The 20,740-nt window shown below is 52.1% G+C and carries 17 protein-coding genes; 13 read left to right on the plus strand and 4 right to left on the minus strand.

What is annotated here, in order from left to right; genetic code table 11:
* Positions 1-96: 96 nt before the first annotated feature.
* The 6 genes from PAECUDRAFT_RS01225 (at position 97) to PAECUDRAFT_RS01250 (ending at position 9,856) form a co-directional block, all read left to right on the plus strand.
* Positions 97-1,671: a response regulator transcription factor gene (locus PAECUDRAFT_RS01225; protein ID WP_040710726.1), complete on the plus strand. Its 1,575-nt coding sequence runs from the start codon at positions 97-99 to the stop codon at positions 1,669-1,671.
* Between the two features lie 3 nt (positions 1,672-1,674).
* On the plus strand, positions 1,675-3,441 hold the full coding sequence (locus PAECUDRAFT_RS01230) for a cache domain-containing sensor histidine kinase (protein WP_006036267.1): 1,767 nt from the start codon (positions 1,675-1,677) through the stop codon (positions 3,439-3,441).
* A gap of 222 nt (positions 3,442-3,663) precedes the next feature.
* Positions 3,664-4,968: an ABC transporter substrate-binding protein gene (locus PAECUDRAFT_RS01235; protein WP_040710732.1), complete on the plus strand. Its 1,305-nt coding sequence runs from the start codon at positions 3,664-3,666 to the stop codon at positions 4,966-4,968.
* A 196-nt stretch (positions 4,969-5,164) separates the two neighbouring features.
* Positions 5,165-5,974, plus strand: coding sequence for a carbohydrate ABC transporter permease (locus tag PAECUDRAFT_RS01240; RefSeq protein ID WP_083814058.1), 810 nt, complete (start codon positions 5,165-5,167; stop codon positions 5,972-5,974).
* Complete coding sequence (locus tag PAECUDRAFT_RS01245) at positions 5,974-6,798, plus strand: carbohydrate ABC transporter permease (RefSeq protein WP_006036270.1); 825 nt, start codon at positions 5,974-5,976, stop codon at positions 6,796-6,798. The genes PAECUDRAFT_RS01240 and PAECUDRAFT_RS01245 overlap by 1 nt, the downstream gene beginning before the upstream one ends.
* A 25-nt stretch (positions 6,799-6,823) precedes the next feature.
* A complete protein-coding gene (locus PAECUDRAFT_RS01250; RefSeq protein WP_006036271.1) occupies positions 6,824-9,856 on the plus strand; it encodes a glycoside hydrolase family 2 TIM barrel-domain containing protein in 3,033 nt (1,010 codons plus the stop codon).
* A gap of 544 nt (positions 9,857-10,400) precedes the next feature.
* Here the strand turns inward: PAECUDRAFT_RS01250 and PAECUDRAFT_RS01255 are convergent.
* The 3 genes from PAECUDRAFT_RS01255 to PAECUDRAFT_RS01265 are packed head-to-tail and all read right to left on the minus strand — an operon-like array spanning position 10,401 to position 12,369.
* Entirely contained in the window at positions 10,401-11,090 is a 690-nt protein-coding gene (locus PAECUDRAFT_RS01255) for a hypothetical protein (protein ID WP_006036272.1), read from the minus strand.
* On the minus strand, positions 11,090-11,992 hold the full coding sequence (locus PAECUDRAFT_RS01260) for an ABC transporter ATP-binding protein (protein ID WP_006036273.1): 903 nt from the start codon (positions 11,990-11,992) through the stop codon (positions 11,090-11,092). Before PAECUDRAFT_RS01260 ends, PAECUDRAFT_RS01255 begins: the two co-directional genes overlap by 1 nt.
* A complete protein-coding gene (locus PAECUDRAFT_RS01265) occupies positions 11,989-12,369 on the minus strand; it encodes a GntR family transcriptional regulator (protein ID WP_006036274.1) in 381 nt (126 codons plus the stop codon). Before PAECUDRAFT_RS01265 ends, PAECUDRAFT_RS01260 begins: the two co-directional genes overlap by 4 nt.
* Before the next feature lie 196 nt (positions 12,370-12,565).
* Between PAECUDRAFT_RS01265 and prmA the strand changes: the two genes are divergently transcribed.
* The 6 genes from prmA to deoC all read left to right on the plus strand — a co-directional run bounded on the left by prmA (position 12,566) and on the right by deoC (position 17,736).
* The gene (prmA, locus tag PAECUDRAFT_RS01270; protein ID WP_006036275.1) at positions 12,566-13,564 is read left to right on the plus strand and encodes a 50S ribosomal protein L11 methyltransferase; all 999 of its coding nucleotides are present in this window, start codon (positions 12,566-12,568) and stop codon (positions 13,562-13,564) included.
* A 6-nt stretch (positions 13,565-13,570) separates the two neighbouring features.
* Complete coding sequence (locus PAECUDRAFT_RS01275) at positions 13,571-14,281, plus strand: site-2 protease family protein (protein ID WP_006036276.1); 711 nt, start codon at positions 13,571-13,573, stop codon at positions 14,279-14,281.
* A gap of 50 nt (positions 14,282-14,331) precedes the next feature.
* A complete protein-coding gene (locus PAECUDRAFT_RS01280; RefSeq protein ID WP_006036277.1) occupies positions 14,332-15,096 on the plus strand; it encodes a 16S rRNA (uracil(1498)-N(3))-methyltransferase in 765 nt (254 codons plus the stop codon).
* A gap of 3 nt (positions 15,097-15,099) precedes the next feature.
* Complete coding sequence (gene mtaB / locus PAECUDRAFT_RS01285) at positions 15,100-16,494, plus strand: tRNA (N(6)-L-threonylcarbamoyladenosine(37)-C(2))-methylthiotransferase MtaB (RefSeq protein WP_006036278.1); 1,395 nt, start codon at positions 15,100-15,102, stop codon at positions 16,492-16,494.
* A 71-nt stretch (positions 16,495-16,565) separates the two neighbouring features.
* Positions 16,566-17,006 carry an NUDIX hydrolase gene (locus PAECUDRAFT_RS01290; RefSeq protein WP_006036279.1) on the plus strand — a complete coding sequence of 147 codons (441 nt, stop codon included), beginning with the start codon at positions 16,566-16,568 and terminating at the stop codon, positions 17,004-17,006.
* Entirely contained in the window at positions 16,999-17,736 is a 738-nt protein-coding gene (deoC, locus tag PAECUDRAFT_RS01295; protein WP_006036280.1) for a deoxyribose-phosphate aldolase, read from the plus strand. Before PAECUDRAFT_RS01290 ends, deoC begins: the two co-directional genes overlap by 8 nt.
* Here the strand turns inward: deoC and PAECUDRAFT_RS01300 are convergent.
* A complete protein-coding gene (locus PAECUDRAFT_RS01300) occupies positions 17,657-18,634 on the minus strand; it encodes a Na/Pi cotransporter family protein (RefSeq protein ID WP_006036281.1) in 978 nt (325 codons plus the stop codon). The two genes, deoC and PAECUDRAFT_RS01300, sit on opposite strands and share 80 nt — an antisense overlap.
* Before the next feature lie 601 nt (positions 18,635-19,235).
* On the opposite strand from PAECUDRAFT_RS01300, the gene PAECUDRAFT_RS01305 reads away from it, so the two are divergent.
* Positions 19,236-20,630, plus strand: a complete 1,395-nt coding sequence (locus PAECUDRAFT_RS01305) for a class I SAM-dependent rRNA methyltransferase (protein ID WP_006036282.1) — start codon at positions 19,236-19,238, stop codon at positions 20,628-20,630.
* Positions 20,631-20,740: the final 110 nt, after the last annotated feature.

Genomic DNA, 20,740 nt, shown 5'->3' on the forward strand with positions numbered 1-20,740 from the left:
GGGGCCGTCTTTTTTCGTCTTGTCGGGTTGATTGCATCGGGTATAATAAGAACCACATATTTGAGTAGGCTAATCTGACGAATGGGGAAATCGGAAATGAACAACAATAGGCTTTGCAAAATCATTATCGTGGATGATGAAATTTTAATAAGGCAAGGGATCAAGCATTATTTGAACTGGGAGCAGGAAGGGTTTCAAATCGTCGGCGAAGCCTCCAACGGCAAAGAGGCGCTTGAGCTGATCGAACAGCAGCAGCCCCATATCGTCATGACGGACATCGTAATGCCGGTTATGGACGGCGAAGCGCTAACGCGGACAATCAAACAAAAATACCCTGAAATCGAAGTCATCGTCTTGAGCAGCTTCGGCGAATTTCATTATGTGCGATCGACCTTTCAGAGCGGAGTAGCGGATTACATTCTAAAGCCGAAGCTCAATGCGCAGGAGCTGCTGCAGGTTTTGAAGCATACCGCCGCCAAAATCACATCGCTGCAGCTAAAGCCGCCAGCCGAGCCCGTCGAGCTTTCTATCGAGCTCCTGATGGAACGGTTAATCGCGGGCTATGACATCGACATGGATGCAACGCTAATGGATAATGTGTTCCCTCATTCGCAATTTGTACTGCTTGGGACGGATCTCAAGCACCGGCAGAATGAAGCTGACGAGCTTAAGGGAACGCAGTTGGCTAATGCCGTTGATAGCTGGTGGCGCTCTGCCCCAATACATAGCCCATTCCGCAGGGTCGTTACGAATCAGCAGCAGCTCGTTTATTTGCTGAACGGGGAGCCGGATGTTCTACAGCAGGCGAAGCTGCTCGCAGCATCGATGGCCGAGGAGACAGCCGCGTCCTTGTCTATTCCGGGATGGGTATGGAGCGACCCGTTCCATTCGTTTGCCGAATTGGGCCAGACGTATCGCGAGAGCTTTATGAAGCTGCTAAGCTATCGTTTTTATTTTCCGAATCATCGATTGCTCACGCTTGATAAGCTGCCGGAGCCGACAACCGAGGGCAACAAATTTTATTTGAACCAATTTACGGAGCAGCTGAAACGCAAGCAATTTGATCTCGCTTTTCAATACCTGGAGGAGCATGTCCACAGCATGACGCTCGATTATACGACGGACGTATTCGAGTTTAAGTCGTTCCTCAGCAACATTATTTTTAACGTAACGGTGCTGCTCGGCAATATGGGGTATGAGGTGAAGGAGCTGGAGGAGCGCAAGTATGCGTACTTTAAGTCGATCGACGACGCGCGTCAGGCGGACCATGCGGCGAATCAGCTATATGCGTTTATGACGGAGGCGGATCAGTGCATCGCGGCGCGCCAGCAGCCGAGCAATGTCAATATGGGGCTCATTTTGGCTTATATCGATGAGCATTATGCTGACCCGATTACGTTGACGGAGGTCGCGAAGCATTTTCATTTTAACCCCTCTTATCTGTCCAGCTACTTTGCATCCCATAATGCGCATGGCTTCAGCGAATATTTAAACAAGGTGCGCGTCGACAAAGCGGCAGAGCTGTTAAACGACGACGTCGCATCGATATCTGAAATAAGCGGAATGGTGGGCTACTCCGACCATAGCTATTTCACTAAAGTGTTTAAAAAGTGGACAGGCTTATCGCCGAGTCAATATCGAAGGCAGCAGCCGAACCAGAAGAGGGATTAAGCGATGAGACGAGTATGGGACCGCATGCAGTATAATGGGTTGTTTGTCAAAATGTTTGTCGTCATGGTTGTCAGCTTGATTACGGTAACGCTTCTCACGTCTTGGATTACGATTCGCATGTCCGAGCGGCTGTTTATGAACACGTTCAGCATTACGAATTCGAAGATCATCAATCAGATCAAAACCAACTTCGAGTCGTTTAACTACGGCATTATTACAGTGTCCAACAATGTTCTGCAGAGCGGCTCGGTCAGAGGGTTTCTAACGAAAGAAGATAAAGACACGATCACGACGACGAGAACCTATTACAGCGCAACGCAAAAAATGAAGCAGATTTCGTCCAATCTCGATCCGTACGAGGTGGGCATAACGATTCTGGGCGTCAACGGCAATATGTATACGACCGATAGCACCAAATGGCCGATGAGCGTGAAGCAGCTTCGCGCACATCCGATTACGATTCAAATGAATGCGGATCCTAAGCGGCTCATCTACCAGTTTAGCAGCGGGACGACAAGTGCCCATCAGCCTGTCATCGTAGCGACCAAAGCGCTGTATGACCGCGTCAACAGCACGCTGTACGGTAATTTGTATATTGCGATTCGGGAGAGCGCGTTTAAGCAGTTTTATACGAACTTCACGAGCGAAGGCAATGATGTGGTCATTATGAACAAGTCCGGCGTTATCGTATCAAGCAATCTGGAAAGGCTAATTGGCAATCACAATTCGGACATGCTTGCGGATGCGTCAGAGATCGTCAAGCAGGGGTTGTCGTACAAGGATACGAGAGTGATGGGGAAGGATTATATTATCCTGTCTGAATATTTGCCGACTTATGACTTTTACGTCATCAATTTGATCGACAAAAAAACGGCATTGAACCATCTCGTAAACACGCGAGCGATCACTTTGATCTGTGCGGGAATCGTACTGGTTGCGCTGCTGATCATTTTTATTATTACACGGCGCATCACACGATCATTGTCGCTCCTCGTTCGGCAGATGTCCAAAGTCACGAAAAAAAACTTCCACAATTACATTACGGTCAACGGCAGCTATGAAGTGAGGGAGCTCGGGCAAGCCTATAACTATATGCTCGATGAGCTGAACGATTACGTGAAGCAGCTGATCGAAACGCAGAAGGAGCAGCATAATGCAGAGCTGGCTGCGCTGCAAATGCAGATTAACCCGCATTTTCTATATAACACGCTGGCATCCATCAAAATGCTCGTCCAGCAGGGCGATAAGGAAAAGGTGTCGGATACGATAAATGCGCTTATTTCGCTGCTGCAAAATACGCTAGGCAATGTCAGCGAGACGATTACGGTCGGGCAAGAGCTCGATAATTTGCGCAATTACGTGCTGATCAACCATATGCGGTATGGGGAAGGCGTGAAGGTCAATTATTTTATTGCGCCTGATTGCATGCAATATCGCATTCCGAAGCTGATCATCCAGCCGTTTATCGAAAATGCTTTTTTCCACGCCTTCAACGAGCGGAATGAAGGTTATATTTACGTGCTCATTTCTGTTGATTCTGGGGTATTAATCTGCGAGGTCGTTGATAATGGCGCGGGAATTAGCGGGCTGACCGGCACGGGCATGCTGCCGAATCCAACAAAAACGAGACAGCTGTTCTCGGGCATAGGGGTGCGCAATGTGCATGACCGAATCGTGCTCCTATACGGTGAGCCGTATGGCGTATCGATAACAAGCCAGCCTGGCCAAGGCACTCGCGTGAGAATCAAGCTGCCTGTTTTGAACAGCTGATTAGAGGCGACAGCCATAAAAAATACTATTTTCTAAAGCGTTTACAATTCGACTGGCCTATCCAACTTAAGGGACAATAATAAGACCAATCGTCGCAAATATATTCCTAACGAACGGATTTCGAGCAGTGCTATGATTGATTTTGTTAGCCGGCAAACGCTTACATCAAGAAGCACCGCAATCGTACACAAGTATCGGAATAAGAAAAGGGGTTGGACGCGAATGAAAAAAGTACTGGCTATTTTGTTGGCAAGCTCTCTCGTGTTGGCAGCATGCTCCAGCAAATCGGACAACGGTACAGAAGGCAGCAACGGCAACGACACAGCATCCAAAGAGACCAAAGAAGTAACGGTATGGGCGTGGGATCCAAACTTCAACATTGCAGCACTTAATCTGGCGAAGGAAGCATACGCAGCCAAAAACCCGGACGTCAAAATTAACATCGAAGAAAATGCGCAAGCCGATATCGTGCAGAAGCTGAATACAGGACTTAACTCCGGAACGACAAAAGGGCTGCCGAACATCGTACTGATCGAGGATTATCGCGCACAAAGCTTCTTGCAAGCGTATCCAGACGCATTCTATGACCTGTCGAGCATCATCAAAGCATCGGATTTCGCCGATTACAAAATCGGGCCAACGAGCTTCGATGGCAAACAATACGGCGTGCCATTCGACTCCGGCGTAACGGGCTTGTATGTGCGTACGGATTACTTGGAGCAAGCGGGCTATAAGGCAGCTGATCTGCAAAATATCGATTGGAACAAGCTGATCGACATCGGCAAAGCGATCAAAGAAAAAACTGGCAAGGACCTGTTGACGCAAGATCCTAACGACTTGGGCCTCATCCGCATGATGATTCAATCGGCGGGCTCGTGGTACACGAAGGAAGACGGCACGACGCCAAATCTTGCGAACAATGCAGAGCTGAAAGCAGCGGCTGAGACGTACAAAACGCTGATGGAAGCCAATATCGTAAAAGTAACGTCCGACTGGAGCCAATTCGTTGGCGCCTTCAACAGCGGCGATGTAGCGGCGGTTCCGACGGGCAACTGGATCACAGCTTCCGTTAAAGCAGAGGCTACGCAATCGGGCAAATGGGCAATCGTACCGTTCCCATCGCTTCCGGGCGCAGCCAAAGCAACGCATGCATCGAACCTTGGCGGCAGCTCGTGGTACGTATTGAATACGGACGGCAAAGAAGCCGCAGCTGATTTCCTGAAGCAAACCTTTGCTTCCGACGTTGATCTGTACCAGAAGCTGAACAAGCAAATCGGCGCAATCGGCACGTTGAAAGCAGCAGCGACAGGCGATGCTTATCAAGCGGCGGATGACTACTTCAACGGCCAAAAAATTGCGACGGACTTTGCAGCTTGGACCGAGCAAATTCCTCGCGTTAACTACGGCATGCATACCTATGCAATTGAAGATCTGCTCGCTGTAGAGATGCAAAATTACCTGGGCGGCAAAGCGCTGGATAAAGCATTGGCTGACGCTGAATCGCAGGCAGAAACGCAAATCAAGTAACAGAGGGAACAGCATCATACGAAACCGGAACAATGATAAAACCTTGGCCGTTCGGGTAGGATGACCAAGGTTTTATTTTCTCCGCAGAGAAAGGGGTTTGGCTGACGTGAAAGTGGCGAAGCCTGGCATAAGCATTCCGCACAGAGGCTCTAGAACAAAGCTGACCGGCTGGTGGTTCGTAATCATCGCCGTGGTCATGATTGCGGCCTTTTACTTTTATCCGATGATTCAAGCGCTGCTGCTGTCGTTCAAAACAGGGAAGGGCGCGAATTTGCACTATACGGGACTCGATAATTATAAGCGCCTGTTCAGCGACAAAACGTTTTTGACCGCAGTGAAGAATACATTCATTTATTTGATTATCCAAGTGCCGATTATGATCATTCTGGGCATGTTCATATCCGTTCTGCTTAATGACCGTAACTTGAAGTTCAAAGGATTTTTCCGTACAGCCATTTTCCTTCCATGCGTCACTTCGCTCGTTGCGTACTCGATTATTTTCAAATACTTGTTCGGCACGGATGGCCTCGTCAATCTCGGATTAACGAAGCTGCATATCATTGCTGAACCGATCAACTGGATCACCGACCCGTTCTGGGCGAAGGTAACGATCATTATCGCAATTACGTGGCGTTGGACGGGTTACAACATGATTTTCTATCTGTCCTCCCTTCAAAATATCGATAATTCGATTTACGAGGCAGCACGTATCGACGGCGCATCCGCCTTTCGGCAATTTTTCACCATTACGATTCCATTGCTGAAGCCAATCATTCTGTTCACGTCGATCACCTCGACGATCGGTACGCTCCAGCTATTCGATGAGATCGTAAATATTACGAAGGGTGGGCCGGGCCAATCGACGATGTCCATCTCGCAATATATCTATAACCTGTCCTTCAAATATTCACCGGACTTCGGCTATGCGGCGACGGTATCGTATTCCATCGTCATCATGATCATCATCCTGTCGTTCGTCCAGTTCAAAGTAGCAGGTGATAAATAATGGCTAAACTCAAACGCACGTTCACCTATGGATTTCTTAGTGTCGTATCGCTCGCATCGATCTTCCCGTTTCTATGGATGATTGTAAGCGCAACGAACAAATCGGTCGATGTAACGAAAGGCAAGCTGCTGCCAGGCGGTTATCTGGTTGAAAACTTCCGGAAACTCGTGGACAGCATCGATTTATGGCATGCCATGTGGAATTCGGCCAAAATCTCGATCATCACGACCGTGCTTGCTCTGCTGGTAGGCTCGCTTGCTGGCTACGGCTTTGAAATATACCGCACGAAAGCGAAGGATGCCGTCTTTACGATCCTGCTCATGTCGATGATGATCCCGTTTGCCGCTTTGATGGTTCCGTTGTATCAAATGTTCGCCACTATTTCGCGCAATTTCTCGGTCATTGGCGTTAACACGCTGCCAGCTGTAATTTTGCCAACGTTTACGACTGCGTTCCTCATCTTCTTCTTCCGGCAGAGCGCGAAGATGTTTCCGAAGGACCTGCTTGAAGCAGGCCGAATCGATGGCTTGAGCGAAATTGGCTTGTTTTTCCGGGTCTTCATGCCGACGATGAAAACGACGTACTCGGCTGCCGGCATCATCACGTTCATGTCGAGCTGGAACAGCTATTTATGGCCGCTCATCGTATTGCAGTCGCCTGAGAAGAAGACGATCCCGCTGCTCATCTCTAACTTAGGCTCGAGCTACTCGCCGGATTACGGCATTATCATGCTGGCCGTCGTCATTTCCACGATTCCTACGGCGCTTGTGTTCTTCTTCATGCAAAAGCATTTCGTTGCCGGAATGACAGGCTCGGTCAAATAAATCTATTTCGCAGGAGCGTATCGATATGAAAACACATGAACCAAGCTTGAGCTGGCTTGCTGATCCAAGCGTGTTTGCCGTGAATCGGCTGCCCGCACACTCCGATCATCGTTATTATGCTACGATGCAGGAGGCCGAGGCGTTCGCGCCAATGGCGATGCGGCATTCGTTGAACGGCAGCTGGAAATTCAGCTATGCCGCTCATCCTGCCGGCAGGGCAGAGTCGTTTTATCGATTGGATTATAAATGTGCAGGCTGGAGCACGATCGAAGTGCCCGGCCACATCCAATTGCAGGGTTACGGGAAGCCGCAATACGTGAATACGATGTATCCTTGGGATGGCCATCATGATATTCGACCGCCTGCCATTCCGGAAGACGACAATCCAGTAGGCAGCTATGTCAAACACTTTACAGTGCCGGAAGCAATGAAGGGCAAGCCCGTTTATATCTCGTTCCAGGGCGTAGAGTCGGCATTCTATGTATGGCTTAACGGCAAATTCGTCGGCTATAGCGAGGATAGCTTTACGCCTTCGGAGTTCGACCTTAGCCCATACATTGTTGAAGGCGATAATAAGCTTGCGGTCGAGGTTTACCAACGCAGCACGGGCGCATGGCTGGAGGATCAGGATTTTTGGCGGTTTTCGGGCATTTTCCGCGATGTGTATTTGTATACGGCGCCGCAGACGCATGTTCGCGATTTATTTGTGCATGCCGAGCTGGACGATTCGTTCAAGCAGGGCACGATTCGCGCGGAGATCAAGCTGGAAGGGCAGGCTGCAGGGCGAGTAGCATTCGAGCTGCGAGATGCGGCGGGCTTGACGGTGGCTAGAGCGGAAGCGCAGGCGAATGGCACAAATGTGGAATTGAAGGCAGCAGCTGGAGAAGTGTCGCTTTGGAGCGCGGAGGCGCCATATCTCTATACGCTTTTCGTTCAGGTATATAATGAAGCGGGGCAATTGGTGACGGCTGTTCCGCAGAAGGTCGGCTTCCGCCGGTTCGAGCTGGTGAACAATATCATGTGCTTGAACGGGCAGCGAATCGTCTTCAAAGGCGTGAATCGGCATGAATTCAATAGCCGCAGAGGGCGAGCGATTACACGAGAGGACATGCTTTGGGATATCCGAACGATTAAACAGAACAATATGAACGCCGTGCGGACCTCGCATTACCCGAACCAAACGCTTTGGTACGAGCTGTGTGACGAATACGGCATTTATGTGATCGATGAAATGAATCTAGAAACGCACGGCTCCTGGATGAAAATGGGGGTTGTCGAGCCTTCGTGGAGCATCCCAAGCAACAAGCCGGAATGGCAGGATATCGTGATGGATCGCGCGATCTCGATGGTTGAACGCGACAAAAACCATCCTTCGATTCTGATTTGGTCATGCGGTAATGAATCCTACGCAGGCGAAGTCATTCTGAACGTGTCGAATTATTTCCGCGAAGCCGATCCAAGTCGCCTTGTTCATTATGAGGGCGTGTTCCATAACCGCGAGTATGATGCCACCAGCGACATGGAAAGCCGGATGTATGCGAAGCCAGCAGACATTATTGCTTATTTGGAGCAAAATCCGCAGAAGCCATACATTAGCTGCGAATATATGCACGCGATGGGCAACTCGGTCGGCGGCATGCATAAATATACCGATTTGGAGCGCCAATATCCGATGTACCAAGGCGGGTTTATTTGGGATTATATCGACCAAGTTATCGCCAAGAAAAATCGCTATGGCGTCGAGTTCCTCGCCTATGGCGGAGATTTTGATGATCGTCCGACGGACTACAATTTCTGCACGGATGGCATCGTGTACGCGGACCGCCGCGTCTCGCCGAAAATGCAGGAGGTCAAATATTTGTATCAGAACGTGAAGCTTGCGCCGGATGCGCACGGCGTCACGATAACGAACGAAAACTTGTTCATCGGAACGGATGGCTATGCGCTTGTTTATACGCTGCATCGGGAAGGCGAGATCGTATCTCGCGGAACGATGAAAGTCAATGTTGCCGCCGGGAGCGAGGCGTACGTGCCGCTCGAGCTGCCTGATGTGTCGCAAGCAGCAGGGGAATATGCTTTGCATGTGTCACTCGTGCTGGATCATGAGGAGCAATGGGCAGCGAAGGGGTACGAGATTGCTTTCGGGCAGTACGTCTATCAGGTGGAAACGAAGGAGGAGCCAGCTTTACCGGCCGGGTCGCTGCGTGTCGTGCATGGCGACGTGAATGTCGGCGTGCATGGGCCAGACTTCAGCATGATGTTCTCGAAGCAAGCGGGTACGCTCGTTTCGATTCGTTACGCGGAGCGTGAAATGATTGCATTTCCGCCAGCGCCGCTTTTCTGGCGGGCAACGACGGACAACGATAAGGGCTTTTCGCTTGGCTTCGATTCGGCCGCGTGGTTCGCTGCCAGCTTGACGCGCAAGTGCATCGGCATGGACGTATCCGAGCAGTCTGGCCAAGTGACGATCGCCTATCGTTATGCGCTAACGATCAGCAAGGACGTGGCGGTTACGATCCGTTACACCGTATTTGCCGATGGCAGTCTGAAGGTTAATGCGCAGTATGTTGGCGCGGAAGGACTGCCGGATTTGCCGACCTTCGCGGTTTCGTTCAAAGTGCCAGCCGATTATCATCATCTGGAATGGTATGCGATGGGGCCGGAAGAAAACTACGCAGACCGCGTGCATGGCGCTCGCTTGGGCGTTTTCCGCAATGCAGCGGCTGATAATGTTGCAGGTTATGTTGTCCCGCAGGAATCGGGCAACCGTACCGGCGTACGGCGCGTGAATCTGACAGATGATGATGCTCGAGGCATTCAAATTACAGCGCCGGCTGCGCAGCCGGTGGAATGCAATATTTCGCCGTATACGGCGTTCGAGCTGGAGAGCGCATACCATCATTATGAGCTGCCGAACGTACATTACACCGTCGTAACGGTCGCAGGCCGCCAGATGGGCATCGGCGGCGATGACAGCTGGGGCGCTCCCGTTCATGAGGAATATCGGATCAAGGCGAATCAATCGCTGTCGTTTGAATTTACGATTCGTCGTTTGTAAGTACTGTTGGATAATTGGGAGAGCCGTCATCCAGCCATTGTGGCTGTTGAGCGGCTCTTTTCGTTGCACGAACCATCGATTCGAAGGCGAGATGCTGCATGGCTGTTGTTGGTTAGCGCCTCTGGCGGGTGCTAAGCAGCCTTGCTGAAGCAAGGTGCAAGCAATTGCGCGTGCAGCACTTTTAATTATTGGCGCTTTATTCCAACTGTATCGTTCGCGGGTGTGGCTTCCAGCGGCTGATTGGAGCTGAATCATTGCAGTTAGTGCAATGAAATGAAAAGATAACTCGCAGCTTCTGATTGTCGCTGCAATCTCTGCAATGACAAACCGGCTACACTTGCACCCGTAACTTCATCACGCACCATATCCGCACCTCGCACCTGCATCAACTCTGCTCTATTCAACAGTGGTTTCCAGATCTCAACAACAAAACAGGGCCGTCCCTTAAGCCTTGGTGGCTTGAGGACAACCCCATCAATTGATCACTTTACTTGTGTAAAAAAACCTCATCCCGCATTGTAACGTGATTGCCGGATTGATTACCCTACGCCGTCGCCCGGCGAATAAACCAATAAGCTAATCCGCCGAGCAGTACCGTAATCGGCAGCGTGTACAGAGCCAGCTCCGCCATCGTCTGGTCTCCGAACCAGTCGAATAGATTCGCCCAGTATCCATTGGTGACGAGAAGGAAGGATGCGAGCGTGCCGAGTACGATAAACGCTATGGCAATGACAAGCATGCCAATTTTACCGAAGCGCCGATAGAAGCCGCCAATAGCGAATCCGAGAACAAATTGATTCAGCAGCAAAAGCAACGGAATCCAGAATCGGTTGATGCTGCTGCCGTCGCTCCAATAGGGCAGCTCGAAGAAATGCAGGTTCACGCCCCAATAATTCGTCCATTCGCTCTCAGCGATCGAGAATAGGAACAATAGCAGCGCAGTAATGGCGAATGCGCCGACAGCAGACGCGATCGTCCCCCAATAATAGTCCTTGCGCCGGACGCTCAAGCCAAGCGCGAAGGGGAAGGTTTGAACGAATGAAAGAATGCCGATGACGAACGTATAGATAAAAATGGAAACGAGTCCGCCGGTATAGGTTCCTTCACCCGCAGGATTAATCGCGCCAATAATCAGGTTGACAACGAAGCTAGACATGAGAATGATCCACGGAACGTAAAACCACTGCTGTTTATTGCGGCTGTGCATGCGGATAATCGCTTGCGTTCGATTCATTAGCGATTCGCCTCCTTCTTGTTGCTCGCTTGCTGGCGAGTGCAATATACGATCAACTGCTGGAGCGAAACTGGCGTAACGGCTAGCCCAAGCGATTCCGCTTCGTCCTGTCCGGTATGCCCATAGCGCGCATCATCCAGAATCGATAGCTGCACCAAACCGCCTAGCGCCTGCCGATCGATGACCGTGCGTCCGGATGCGAACACTTCAACGGCAGCAGAGGGACCGGAGACGCTGTAGGCGCGGCCGCGAAGCGATTCGGCATCCTCATCAAGCAGCAGCATGCCGCGGTCGATCAGCAGGACATGCTCCAGCAGCATGCTGACCTCGTCGATCAAGTGCGTCGAGAGTATGATTGTGCGCGGATGCTCTGCGTAGTCTGCAAGCAGCTGATCATAGAACAATTGGCGCGCCACGGCATCAAGTCCGAGATACGGCTCATCGAATATGGTAAGCGGGGCGCGGCTGGCTAGCCCAATAATAATGCCGACAGCGGACAGCATGCCGCGCGATAGCTTCTTCATATTCCGTTTGTAGGGCAGGCCGAATGCTTCGACGAGCGATGCCGCGAACGCTTCATCCCAGTTGGGATAGAGAGAGGCCGCCGTTCGCAGCACATCTCGTACGCTGAAGAAATCAGGATATTTCTGGCTTTCTTTAATGAAGCAAACGCGGCTTAGCACATTGTCGTTTTCGAACGGATGCTCGCCGAACAAGCGAAGCTCTCCTTCTGTTGCGAACTGTTGGGCAGTGAGAATGTGCATAATGGTCGTCTTGCCTGCGCCGTTGCGTCCCAGCAAGCCGTATATTTTATTCTCCTCCATGTCGAAGCTAACGTTATCAATCGCGTTTACCTCGCCGTAGCTTTTACGCAATCCCTTCACATGAACAACGGTATTCATCGATTGTCCGCTCCCTTCCGAATCAGCTCTTCCAGCTGCGCTGACGTGATGCCAAGCCGCTGCGCTTCCCGCAGCATCGTGACCACATATTGTTCATAAAACTGCGTTTTACGTTTATTGACTGCGATGTCTCTGGCACCCGTTGCGACGAACATGCCGATTCCCCTTTTCTTATACAAAATGCCTTCATCGACGAGCAAATTAACGCCTTTGGCCGCAGTGGCGGGATTAATGCGGTAAAACGCTGCGATCTGTGTCGTAGAAGGGGCCTGCGATTCTTCTAAAATTGTGCCTTCGATAATGTCGTCCTCTATCCGTTCAGCGATCTGCATGAAAATTGGACGGCTGTCGTCCATGCTTGTTGGACCCATTGACATGTGCTCACCACCGTGTTGGTTAATTACTCATGTAACTAACTATATAGCTAACCAACTTACTCGTCAATAGGCGCATGCTGAAAACGATCATAACGTTCGAAGCGCTACGCTCCTCGCGGCAGGAAGATTTTATGCCTCCGATTGTGCTACAATAAACGTTATGAGCTTGGTTAAAGGCAACGAGGGGGATATAACAATGAAATATCATGAACTTACGATCGCAACGCGCGAAGAGGTCGTCGAGGCGATATCGGATTTTTTGCATGAGGCAGGAGCAGGCGGAGTAGCGATCGAGGAATCAGGCTCTCTGAATCGGAAGCGGGACACCTCGTTCGGGCAATGGTACGAGCACGCGCTGAATGATATCGCAGAAGGCGACTGCATCATTCAAGGCTATTTTGCAGAAGAGACGGACATGGAGCCGCTGGTGGAAGCGATTAAGCCGTTTATCGAGCAGCTGCGCGAGTATGATTTGGATCCCGGCGACTTCACCGTATCCCATCAGCTTGTGGATGAAGATTCCTGGGCAGAGGCGTGGAAGCAATACTTCAAGCCGATCCGCGTTTCCGAGCGTCTGACGATTAAGCCGACTTGGGAAGACTATGAAGCAAGCGAAGGCGAGAACATCATTGAGCTGGACCCAGGCATGGCGTTCGGCACGGGCACGCACCCAACGACGGCGCTTTGCTTGCGCACGCTAGAATCGGTTATTCATGGCGGCGAAGAAGTAATCGATGTCGGAACAGGCTCTGGCATTTTGGCCATCGGCGCAATTAAGCTTGGCGCACGCGCCGTGCTTGCGGTAGATTTGGATCCCGTTGCGGTGTCGAGCGCGAAGGAGAACGCCCATCTGAACGGATTGTCTGAACAGATCGACGTTCGCTTGAGCGACCTGCTCGGCGTATTGAAGGGCGAGACGAAGGATGAAAGCGGCGCAGAAGCAGGCCCGCTGAACGTCACAGTCCCGGTTGATGTCGTCGTAGCGAACATTCTCGCCGAGATCATACTCATGTTCTTGGATGATGTGTACGCAGCGCTGAAGCCAGGCGGCTATTATATTGCTTCGGGGATTTGGAAAAACAAAGAAGAGGTTGTAGAGCAAGGCTTGCTGCAAGCAGGCTTCGAAATCGTCGATCGCCGGCGCGAGGAAGATTGGATTGCCTTTGTCGCAGCTAACCCGAAAGCGGGTGAATAGGCATTCATGCAAAATTTCGTGTGGTTTCCGCTTGAGGATTTTCCGTTTATCATCCTGACGCTTGTCATTGCATTTACGGTACACGAATTCGCACATGCCTACACGGCTTATAAATTCGGGGATATGACTGCCTATAACGAAGGACGCGTAACGCTTAACCCGCGCGTCCATCTTGATTTTCTTGGCACGCTGCTGATCATTATCGCCGGCTTTGGCTGGGCCAAGCCGGTGCCGGTCAATCCGAATCGGTTCAAGCATCCGAAAGTGATGAGCATTATCGTGACTGCTGCCGGGCCGATTAGCAATTTATTGATCGCCGCTATTGGCGTTATTCTCGTCTATGGATTGAATGAAACGGGATTATTGCATGCAGGCTCCGAGGGCGTATATTCGGCACTTGTCCATTTCTTCTTTTATTTAATTACGATGAACATCCTGTTGTTTATTTTTAATTTGATCCCTCTGCCTCCATTGGATGGCTATCGCATCATTACGAACCTAGTGCCTTATCAGCTGCGTTATAAAATGGAGCAAAACGTGCAATGGGGAATGTTCGTTTTTCTGCTGCTGGTATTTATTCCACCGTTGCGTGCTGTAACGCTCGATCCGGTGTTAGGTTTCCAATGGGATATTTTTAGTTTTATTATTTCAATGTGCGATCGTGTGTTCTCAAAGGAATTGGACTGGAACCAGATCGTCATAGATTTTTTAAGATAAATCATGATAAGATGATGGTTGGAATTTTCGTAAAGAAGTAGGTATGAGCGATGCAGAGATATTTTGTGCCGACTAGCCAATTCGATGAGACGACCGTTACGCTGCTGGGCGACGATGCCCATCATGCGTCACGTGTCATGCGAATGCGCAGCGGCGATTCATTCATAGTAAGCGATGGCGCCGGACGCGAGGCAATTGCAAAGGCGACATCCATTGCTGCCGATCGTATTGAAGCGGACATTGTTGAGAAGCTGGCAGGAGATCGAGAGCCTGCTTGGCAGATTACAATTGCGCAAAGCTTGCCCAAAGGCGACAAGATGGAACTGATTATTCAAAAAGGGACGGAAATCGGCGCATATGCGTTCGTGCCGTTCGAGTCCGAGCGAATGATCGTCCAGTATGACGCGAAGAAGGAAGCCAAGCGATTGGAGCGGTGGGAAAAAATTGCTAAGGAAGCGGCAGAACAAGCGCATCGCAGTCGAATCCCTGCTATTGCGAAGCCGGCCAGCTGGAAGCAGCTTGTCGGCAGCATCGGCGAGTACGACTTGGTGCTCTTTTGCTATGAGGAAGAAGGACGCTCGGGTTCGGGCTCTGGCTTGCGAGATGCGGTGCGTCCTATAGCCGACCGGTCCAACGCCCGAGTGCTTGTCGTAGTAGGGCCGGAGGGCGGCTTCACGGAGAGTGAAGCGGCAGATGCAAGCGGGGCTGGCGCTGTTGTTGTCGGTTTGGGCAAGCGCATACTGCGCACGGAGACAGCCGGCTTGGTCGCGTTGACTGCGCTGCTGTACGAATCCGGAGAAATGGGAGGAAAATAAACGATGCCATCAGTCGCATTTTACACCTTGGGCTGCAAAGTTAACTTTTACGATACGGAAGCGATGTGGCAGCTGTTCAAGAACGACGGTTATGAACAAGTCGATTTTGAAGAACGGACGGCTGACGTATATGTCATAAACACATGCACGGTTACGAATACAGGCGATAAGAAGAGCCGCCAAATTATTCGCCGTGCGATTCGCCGCAATCCGGATGCTGTAATCGCGGTGACGGGCTGCTACGCGCAGACCTCGCCTGCGGAGATTATGGAGATACCGGGCGTCGATCTGGTTATCGGCACGCAGGATCGCGACAAGCTGCTTGGCTATGTCGGCCAGATCCAGCAAGACCGCCAGCCAGTCAATGCGGTGCGCAATATTATGAAAACACGCGAGTTCGAAGAGCTGGATGTCCCTGATTTTGCTGAGCGCACGCGTGCGTTTCTCAAAATTCAGGAAGGCTGCAACAACTTCTGCACCTTCTGCATTATTCCTTGGTCGCGCGGGCTGTCGCGCAGCCGCGATCCGAAGAGCGTAATCGCGCAAGCGGAGCAGCTCGTTGAAGCTGGCTACAAAGAAATCGTCCTGACGGGTATTCATACTGGCGGATATGGCGATGATTTGGAAAACTACCGCTTATCCGACCTGCTGTGGGATTTGGATAAGGTTGAAGGCTTGGAGCGCATTCGGATCAGTTCCATCGAAGCGAGCCAAATCGATGATAAAATGATTGACGTCCTTAACCGCTCCTCCAAAATGTGCCGTCATCTTCACATTCCGCTGCAAGCGGGCGAAGATGCTGTATTGAAACGGATGCGCCGCAAGTATACGACGGCAGAGTTTGCCGAGAAGGTGAAAATGCTGCACCGTGCAATGCCTGGCGTAGCCATTACGACGGACGTTATCGTCGGATTCCCTGGCGAAACGGATGAGATGTTCGAGGAAGGGTATCGGTTCATGCAGGAAATCGGCTTCTCCGAGATGCATGTATTCCCTTACTCCAAGCGGACAGGCACGCCTGCTGCGCGGATGGAGGATCAGGTGGACGAGGAAGTGAAAAACGATCGCGTGCATAAGCTGATCGACCTTTCCGAAAAGATGCAGCTTGACTACGCGAAGCAATGGGTTGGCGAAGTGGTTGACGTCATCCCGGAGCGCGACTACAAAGGGGCGCCAGGCACAGGGCTCGTCATGGGCTATTCCGGCAACTATTTGCAGGTCGTATTCGAAGGCTCGGAAGCGCTCATCGGTCAGCTTTGCCGAGTCAAAATTACGGAAGCCGGCGTGAACGAATGCCGTGGACAGCTAGTCCGCGTGCTGGAGTCGGACACGGCTGAAGCGCGTCATGGCGCTGCTTCGAACGCTTTGCAAGCCGATGCTGTAGCGAAGGCACAATAACGCGATTGCATGCAGCCCATCGGGCTCTGCGACATGAATACTACTCGATAAACCTGAGAGGAGTGCCGAGCATGAAAGAAATATCGGCCGGAGGCGTCGTCTATCGCCGCACCGAGGAAAATGTGCTTCAAATTCAACTTATTCAGGATCGCTATGGCAAAGTGTCGCTGCCAAAAGGGAAGATGGAGTCAGGCGAAACCGTGGAGCAAACTGCATTGAGAGAAATTGTCGAGGAGACAGGAATGATCGGCACGATCATCTCTCCGATTGATCAGATTAAATATCAGTATCGCCATGAAGCCAAAGGCGTGGTGGACAAGGAAGTTCACTATTATTTGGTTGAAGCGGTCGGCGGATCATTGCAGCCTCAGGTAGAAGAAATTCGAGGCGTCGATTGGTTTTCACCGGAGGAAGCTTGGCGCAAGCAGCGCACTTCCGGCTACGATAACAACGATCGGATTGTCGCGGGGGCATTGAAGCTGTTAGGCATTGAGGTTGAAGGGCATGCCTGAGCTATGGACGCCGGATAAGAGCATTGCCCAGTTTATTGACCATACGCTGCTTAAACCTGGCGCGGTTAGCGCCGACATTGCGAAGCTCTGTCAGGAAGCTGTGCAGCATCAGTTTTACAGCGTATGCGTGAATGGATCATGGGTGTCCTATTGCAAGGAACAGCTGGCTGGCTCTAATGTGGCTGTCAGTGCTGTTGTCGGCTTCCCGCTCGGCGCAATGTCGACGAAGATAAAAGCGGCAGAAGCAGACGCTGCAGTCGAGGATGGCGCCGCCGAAATCGATATGGTGCTGCCGATCGGAGCGCTGCTGGAAGGCCGTTACGGCGTAGTGGCTTACGATATTGGAGCTGTCGTCCGTGCTGTAGAAGGGCATGCGATTGTCAAAGTCATTATGGAGACAGGCATGTTGAGCGATGAACAGAAATCCGAAGCCTGCCGCGTAGCGGAGGCAGCAGGCGCCCATTACGTGAAGACGTCAACCGGCTTCGGAATTGGCGGAGCGACGGAAGCGGATATCAAGCTGATGCGCGCTTCCGTCACGCCTGGCATCGGTGTCAAGGCATCCGGCGGCATCCGCGATCGGGACACGGCTATTATTATGCTGAATGCTGGAGCTAACCGGCTTGGCACAAGTGCAGGCATTGCGATCGTTACAGCTGCTCCAGCGTCGGTCTTCGGGCAATCGGGAGATAACACAGGGGCAGGGCCAGCAGCGAGCACGCTATATTAAAGATCGTCTGGGCATGCGCAATTTGAGCCGATGGCTCGGAGGTCATGCTGGACGTTATGGTGGCGAGCAGCGGAATAAGGGGCAAAAACAACAGCGCCCCTGCAACGTTTAAGACGATGTGTGAGAGCGCGACATATCGTCCCGCCTGCGTGGCGCTGATTGCGGCGAGAATGGCGGTGAAGCAAGTGCCGACATTTGCGCCGAGTATGATAGCTATACTTATCTCGATCGGCATGGCGCCGATGGAAGCGAGTCCCATGACGATGCCAATGACGGCGGCGCTGCTATGTATAGCAGCCGTCAGCAGCGTCCCTGCAACGATGCCCCAAAGCATGCTGGTGCGAGCACGATCGAGGAACCATTCGAACATGCCGCTTGCTTGCAAGGACGGGCCGATCGATTGCATCGTCGTTATGCCGATCAGAATAAGCGCGAAGCCGATGGCGACGACAGACAGCAGCCGAAGAGGCAGCAGCAGCGGCTCAGCCCTTCGCCAGGCGAGGATGCGCATCTCGCCAAGCAGCGCTGTCAACAGCCATGCTGCAGATGCGCCGAGCAGCAGCGGCATGCCCATTCTGCCGAGCTGCAAGCCGATGAGCTCGGTTGTCAGGCAAGTGCCGATGTTCGTGCCAAGCACGATGCCAAGGGTACGAGGGAACGTAAGCAGGCCGGCATTTACGAGGCCGATGGATAGAACGGTAACGGCGGTGCTGCTCTGCAGCACCGCCGTTGTTGCGGTACCTGTAAGCAGCCCATGCAGCGGCGTGGCCGTAAAGCGGCGGAGAATGGCGGCAAGATAAGGCCCGGCCCAGCGGCTTAACGCCAGCTCCATCAGCTTCATGCCCGCCATGAAGATGGCAAACCCGTAAATGACGGGTCCGATTATGGAATGGAACATAAGACGGCTCCTTTCGATTCGATCACCCTCACCCGGAGCGCCGCAAACGAAGCCGGATTGCACCGGTGCATTTTGGCTCTAACGGACCGAGGGGACGTTATTTTGGTTAAAACAACCCATACGGGAATGTAACGGACCCAGGGGCTGTTATTTGGTCTAAACCGGCCACAAATCTGCTGTTTTTCGGGGAATAGCGGCGCACAGGTCCGTTAGAATTGCGTAAGGCCGCGAATTCCCCATTTAGCGGCTTTACGGTCCGTTAGCAGGGGGTTCATGCGCATGCGCTACTTGGCCGTACGCGCTGCATGTGTCGTGCGCGCTGCATGCGTCGCATGAGCCACATGTTCGTACGCACTGCATGTGTCGTACGCGCAGCGCACAACCCACATGCACACCACATGCGCGCCGCATATGCTCTGCACGCAGCATGCGCATGCAGAACCGTGTAGCGGCGGCTTACGATTCGGATGATCGCATCCGAACGCATCTATCCGGCATCTTCATCCATATGCGGGTGAGCGGACAAGAATGACGGGCTCATGATGGCCCCTAGTGAAACAATCTCGAGTAATCAAGCTGAATTGAAAGTGGAAAGGGACGAATGAAAATGAAGCGCGCAACGGTTATTTTGCAGCGGAATCGAAAGAAACGACTGGAGGACGGGCATCCGTGGGTGTATGCAAGCGAGATTGATCGGCTCGATGGCGAGGCTCAGCCTGGCGATATGGTGGACGTGGCGAATCATCAAGGCAAATATTTAGCGAGCGGATTCTGGAATCCGGCATCGCAAATTACAGTTCGTATCGTTGGCTATGAGCCAAACGTTACGATGGACGAGGCGTTCTTCATCGAACGGTTCCGCCGCTGCGAAGCGCATCGCAGCCGATTTGTTGACGACCGTGACTGCAGGCTGGTATATGGGGAAGCAGACTTCCTTTCCGGGCTAGTCGTCGACCGATTCGGGGGCGTTCTGGTGATCCAGATTTTGTCGCTCGGGATGGACGTTAGGCGTGACCTTATCGTCCGCGCGCTTGCAGAGGTGTTTCAGCCGATCGGCATTTACGAGCGCAGCGATGTCGGCGTTCGCTCGCTTGAAGGACTTGAACAGCGGACTGGCGTCTTATACGGCGATTGCCCGCGCATCGTGGAAATTAGCGAAAATGGCTTGAAGATGGAAGTCGATATCGTGGAAGGCCAGAAGACGGGTTATTTCTTTGATCAACGGGAAAACCGGGCATCCATCGAACCGCTGATGAAGGGCTGGGGAGGTCGAAGCGGCATCCGTCTGGAGGAGCGTCCGGCAGAGGACACTGAAATTATGCAGCTCGTTCCCGTTAACGCGAATGGCAAGGAAGTGACTTTCCCTTATTGGGATGGCGCAACGGTGCTGGAATGCTTCGCGCACACGGGCAGCTTCACGCTGCATGCCTGCAAATACGGCGCAAAAAAAGTGACATGCCTCGATATTTCGGAGCATGCGATCGATACGGCGCGCCGGAACGTCGCACGCAATGGCTTCGATGACCGGGTAGAGTTCGTTGTGGCTGATGCCTTCGATTATTTGCGCCATCAAGCCAAAGGCGTCGATGACCGTCTTGCCCGCGCAGCGGTTAATCAGGAGGAAGGCCGCAAGGTCGATACGTCCAAGAAGCTGCAAGCAGGAGGCGGTCGGACTTGGGATGTCGTCGTGCTTGATCCGCCGGCGTTTACCAAAACGCGCGGTGCGGTGAGCGGTGCGGTACGCGGCTATAAAGACATTAACCTGCACGGCATGAAGCTGGTAAATGACGGCGGATATCTGGTGACGGCCAGCTGCTCATACCATATGAAACCGGAGCTGTTCTTGGAGACGATCCAAGAGGCAGCGCGGGATGCAGGCAAGCTGCTGCGTCTCGTGGAATGGCGTGCGGCTGGCAAGGACCATCCGCAGCTGCTCGGCGTCAGCGAAGGCCATTATTTGAAATTTGCTATCTTCGAAGTGCAAAGTCGGCGGTAAGCTGAAACAGCCTTCAAGCCGACGTCCGAGACGAAGGCTTGGAGGCTGTTTTTGTAGATTTGTGCTAGAATGGAGTCACTTATGCAATGATCGACATGCAAGGAAAAGGT

Source organism: Paenibacillus curdlanolyticus YK9, from assembly GCF_000179615.1.
Taxonomy (GTDB): Bacteria; Bacillota; Bacilli; order Paenibacillales; family Paenibacillaceae; genus Paenibacillus_T; species Paenibacillus_T curdlanolyticus.

Excerpts from the sequence above, each read along its gene's own strand:
- PAECUDRAFT_RS01225 (WP_040710726.1), top strand. The coding sequence starts at position 97 with ATGAACAACAATAGGCTTTGCAAAATCATTATCGTGGATGATGAAATT.
- PAECUDRAFT_RS01230 (WP_006036267.1), top strand. The coding sequence starts at position 1,675 with ATGAGACGAGTATGGGACCGCATGCAGTATAATGGGTTGTTTGTCAAA.
- PAECUDRAFT_RS01235 (WP_040710732.1), top strand. The coding sequence starts at position 3,664 with ATGAAAAAAGTACTGGCTATTTTGTTGGCAAGCTCTCTCGTGTTGGCA.
- PAECUDRAFT_RS01240 (WP_083814058.1), top strand. The coding sequence starts at position 5,165 with ATGATTGCGGCCTTTTACTTTTATCCGATGATTCAAGCGCTGCTGCTG.
- PAECUDRAFT_RS01245 (WP_006036270.1), top strand. The coding sequence starts at position 5,974 with ATGGCTAAACTCAAACGCACGTTCACCTATGGATTTCTTAGTGTCGTA.
- PAECUDRAFT_RS01250 (WP_006036271.1), top strand. The coding sequence starts at position 6,824 with ATGAAAACACATGAACCAAGCTTGAGCTGGCTTGCTGATCCAAGCGTG.
- PAECUDRAFT_RS01255 (WP_006036272.1), bottom strand. The coding sequence starts at position 11,090 with ATGAATCGAACGCAAGCGATTATCCGCATGCACAGCCGCAATAAACAG.
- PAECUDRAFT_RS01260 (WP_006036273.1), bottom strand. The coding sequence starts at position 11,992 with ATGAATACCGTTGTTCATGTGAAGGGATTGCGTAAAAGCTACGGCGAG.
- PAECUDRAFT_RS01265 (WP_006036274.1), bottom strand. The coding sequence starts at position 12,369 with ATGTCAATGGGTCCAACAAGCATGGACGACAGCCGTCCAATTTTCATG.
- prmA (WP_006036275.1), top strand. The coding sequence starts at position 12,566 with ATGAAATATCATGAACTTACGATCGCAACGCGCGAAGAGGTCGTCGAG.
- PAECUDRAFT_RS01275 (WP_006036276.1), top strand. The coding sequence starts at position 13,571 with ATGCAAAATTTCGTGTGGTTTCCGCTTGAGGATTTTCCGTTTATCATC.
- PAECUDRAFT_RS01280 (WP_006036277.1), top strand. The coding sequence starts at position 14,332 with ATGCAGAGATATTTTGTGCCGACTAGCCAATTCGATGAGACGACCGTT.
- mtaB (WP_006036278.1), top strand. The coding sequence starts at position 15,100 with ATGCCATCAGTCGCATTTTACACCTTGGGCTGCAAAGTTAACTTTTAC.
- PAECUDRAFT_RS01290 (WP_006036279.1), top strand. The coding sequence starts at position 16,566 with ATGAAAGAAATATCGGCCGGAGGCGTCGTCTATCGCCGCACCGAGGAA.
- deoC (WP_006036280.1), top strand. The coding sequence starts at position 16,999 with ATGCCTGAGCTATGGACGCCGGATAAGAGCATTGCCCAGTTTATTGAC.
- PAECUDRAFT_RS01300 (WP_006036281.1), bottom strand. The coding sequence starts at position 18,634 with ATGTTCCATTCCATAATCGGACCCGTCATTTACGGGTTTGCCATCTTC.
- PAECUDRAFT_RS01305 (WP_006036282.1), top strand. The coding sequence starts at position 19,236 with ATGAAAATGAAGCGCGCAACGGTTATTTTGCAGCGGAATCGAAAGAAA.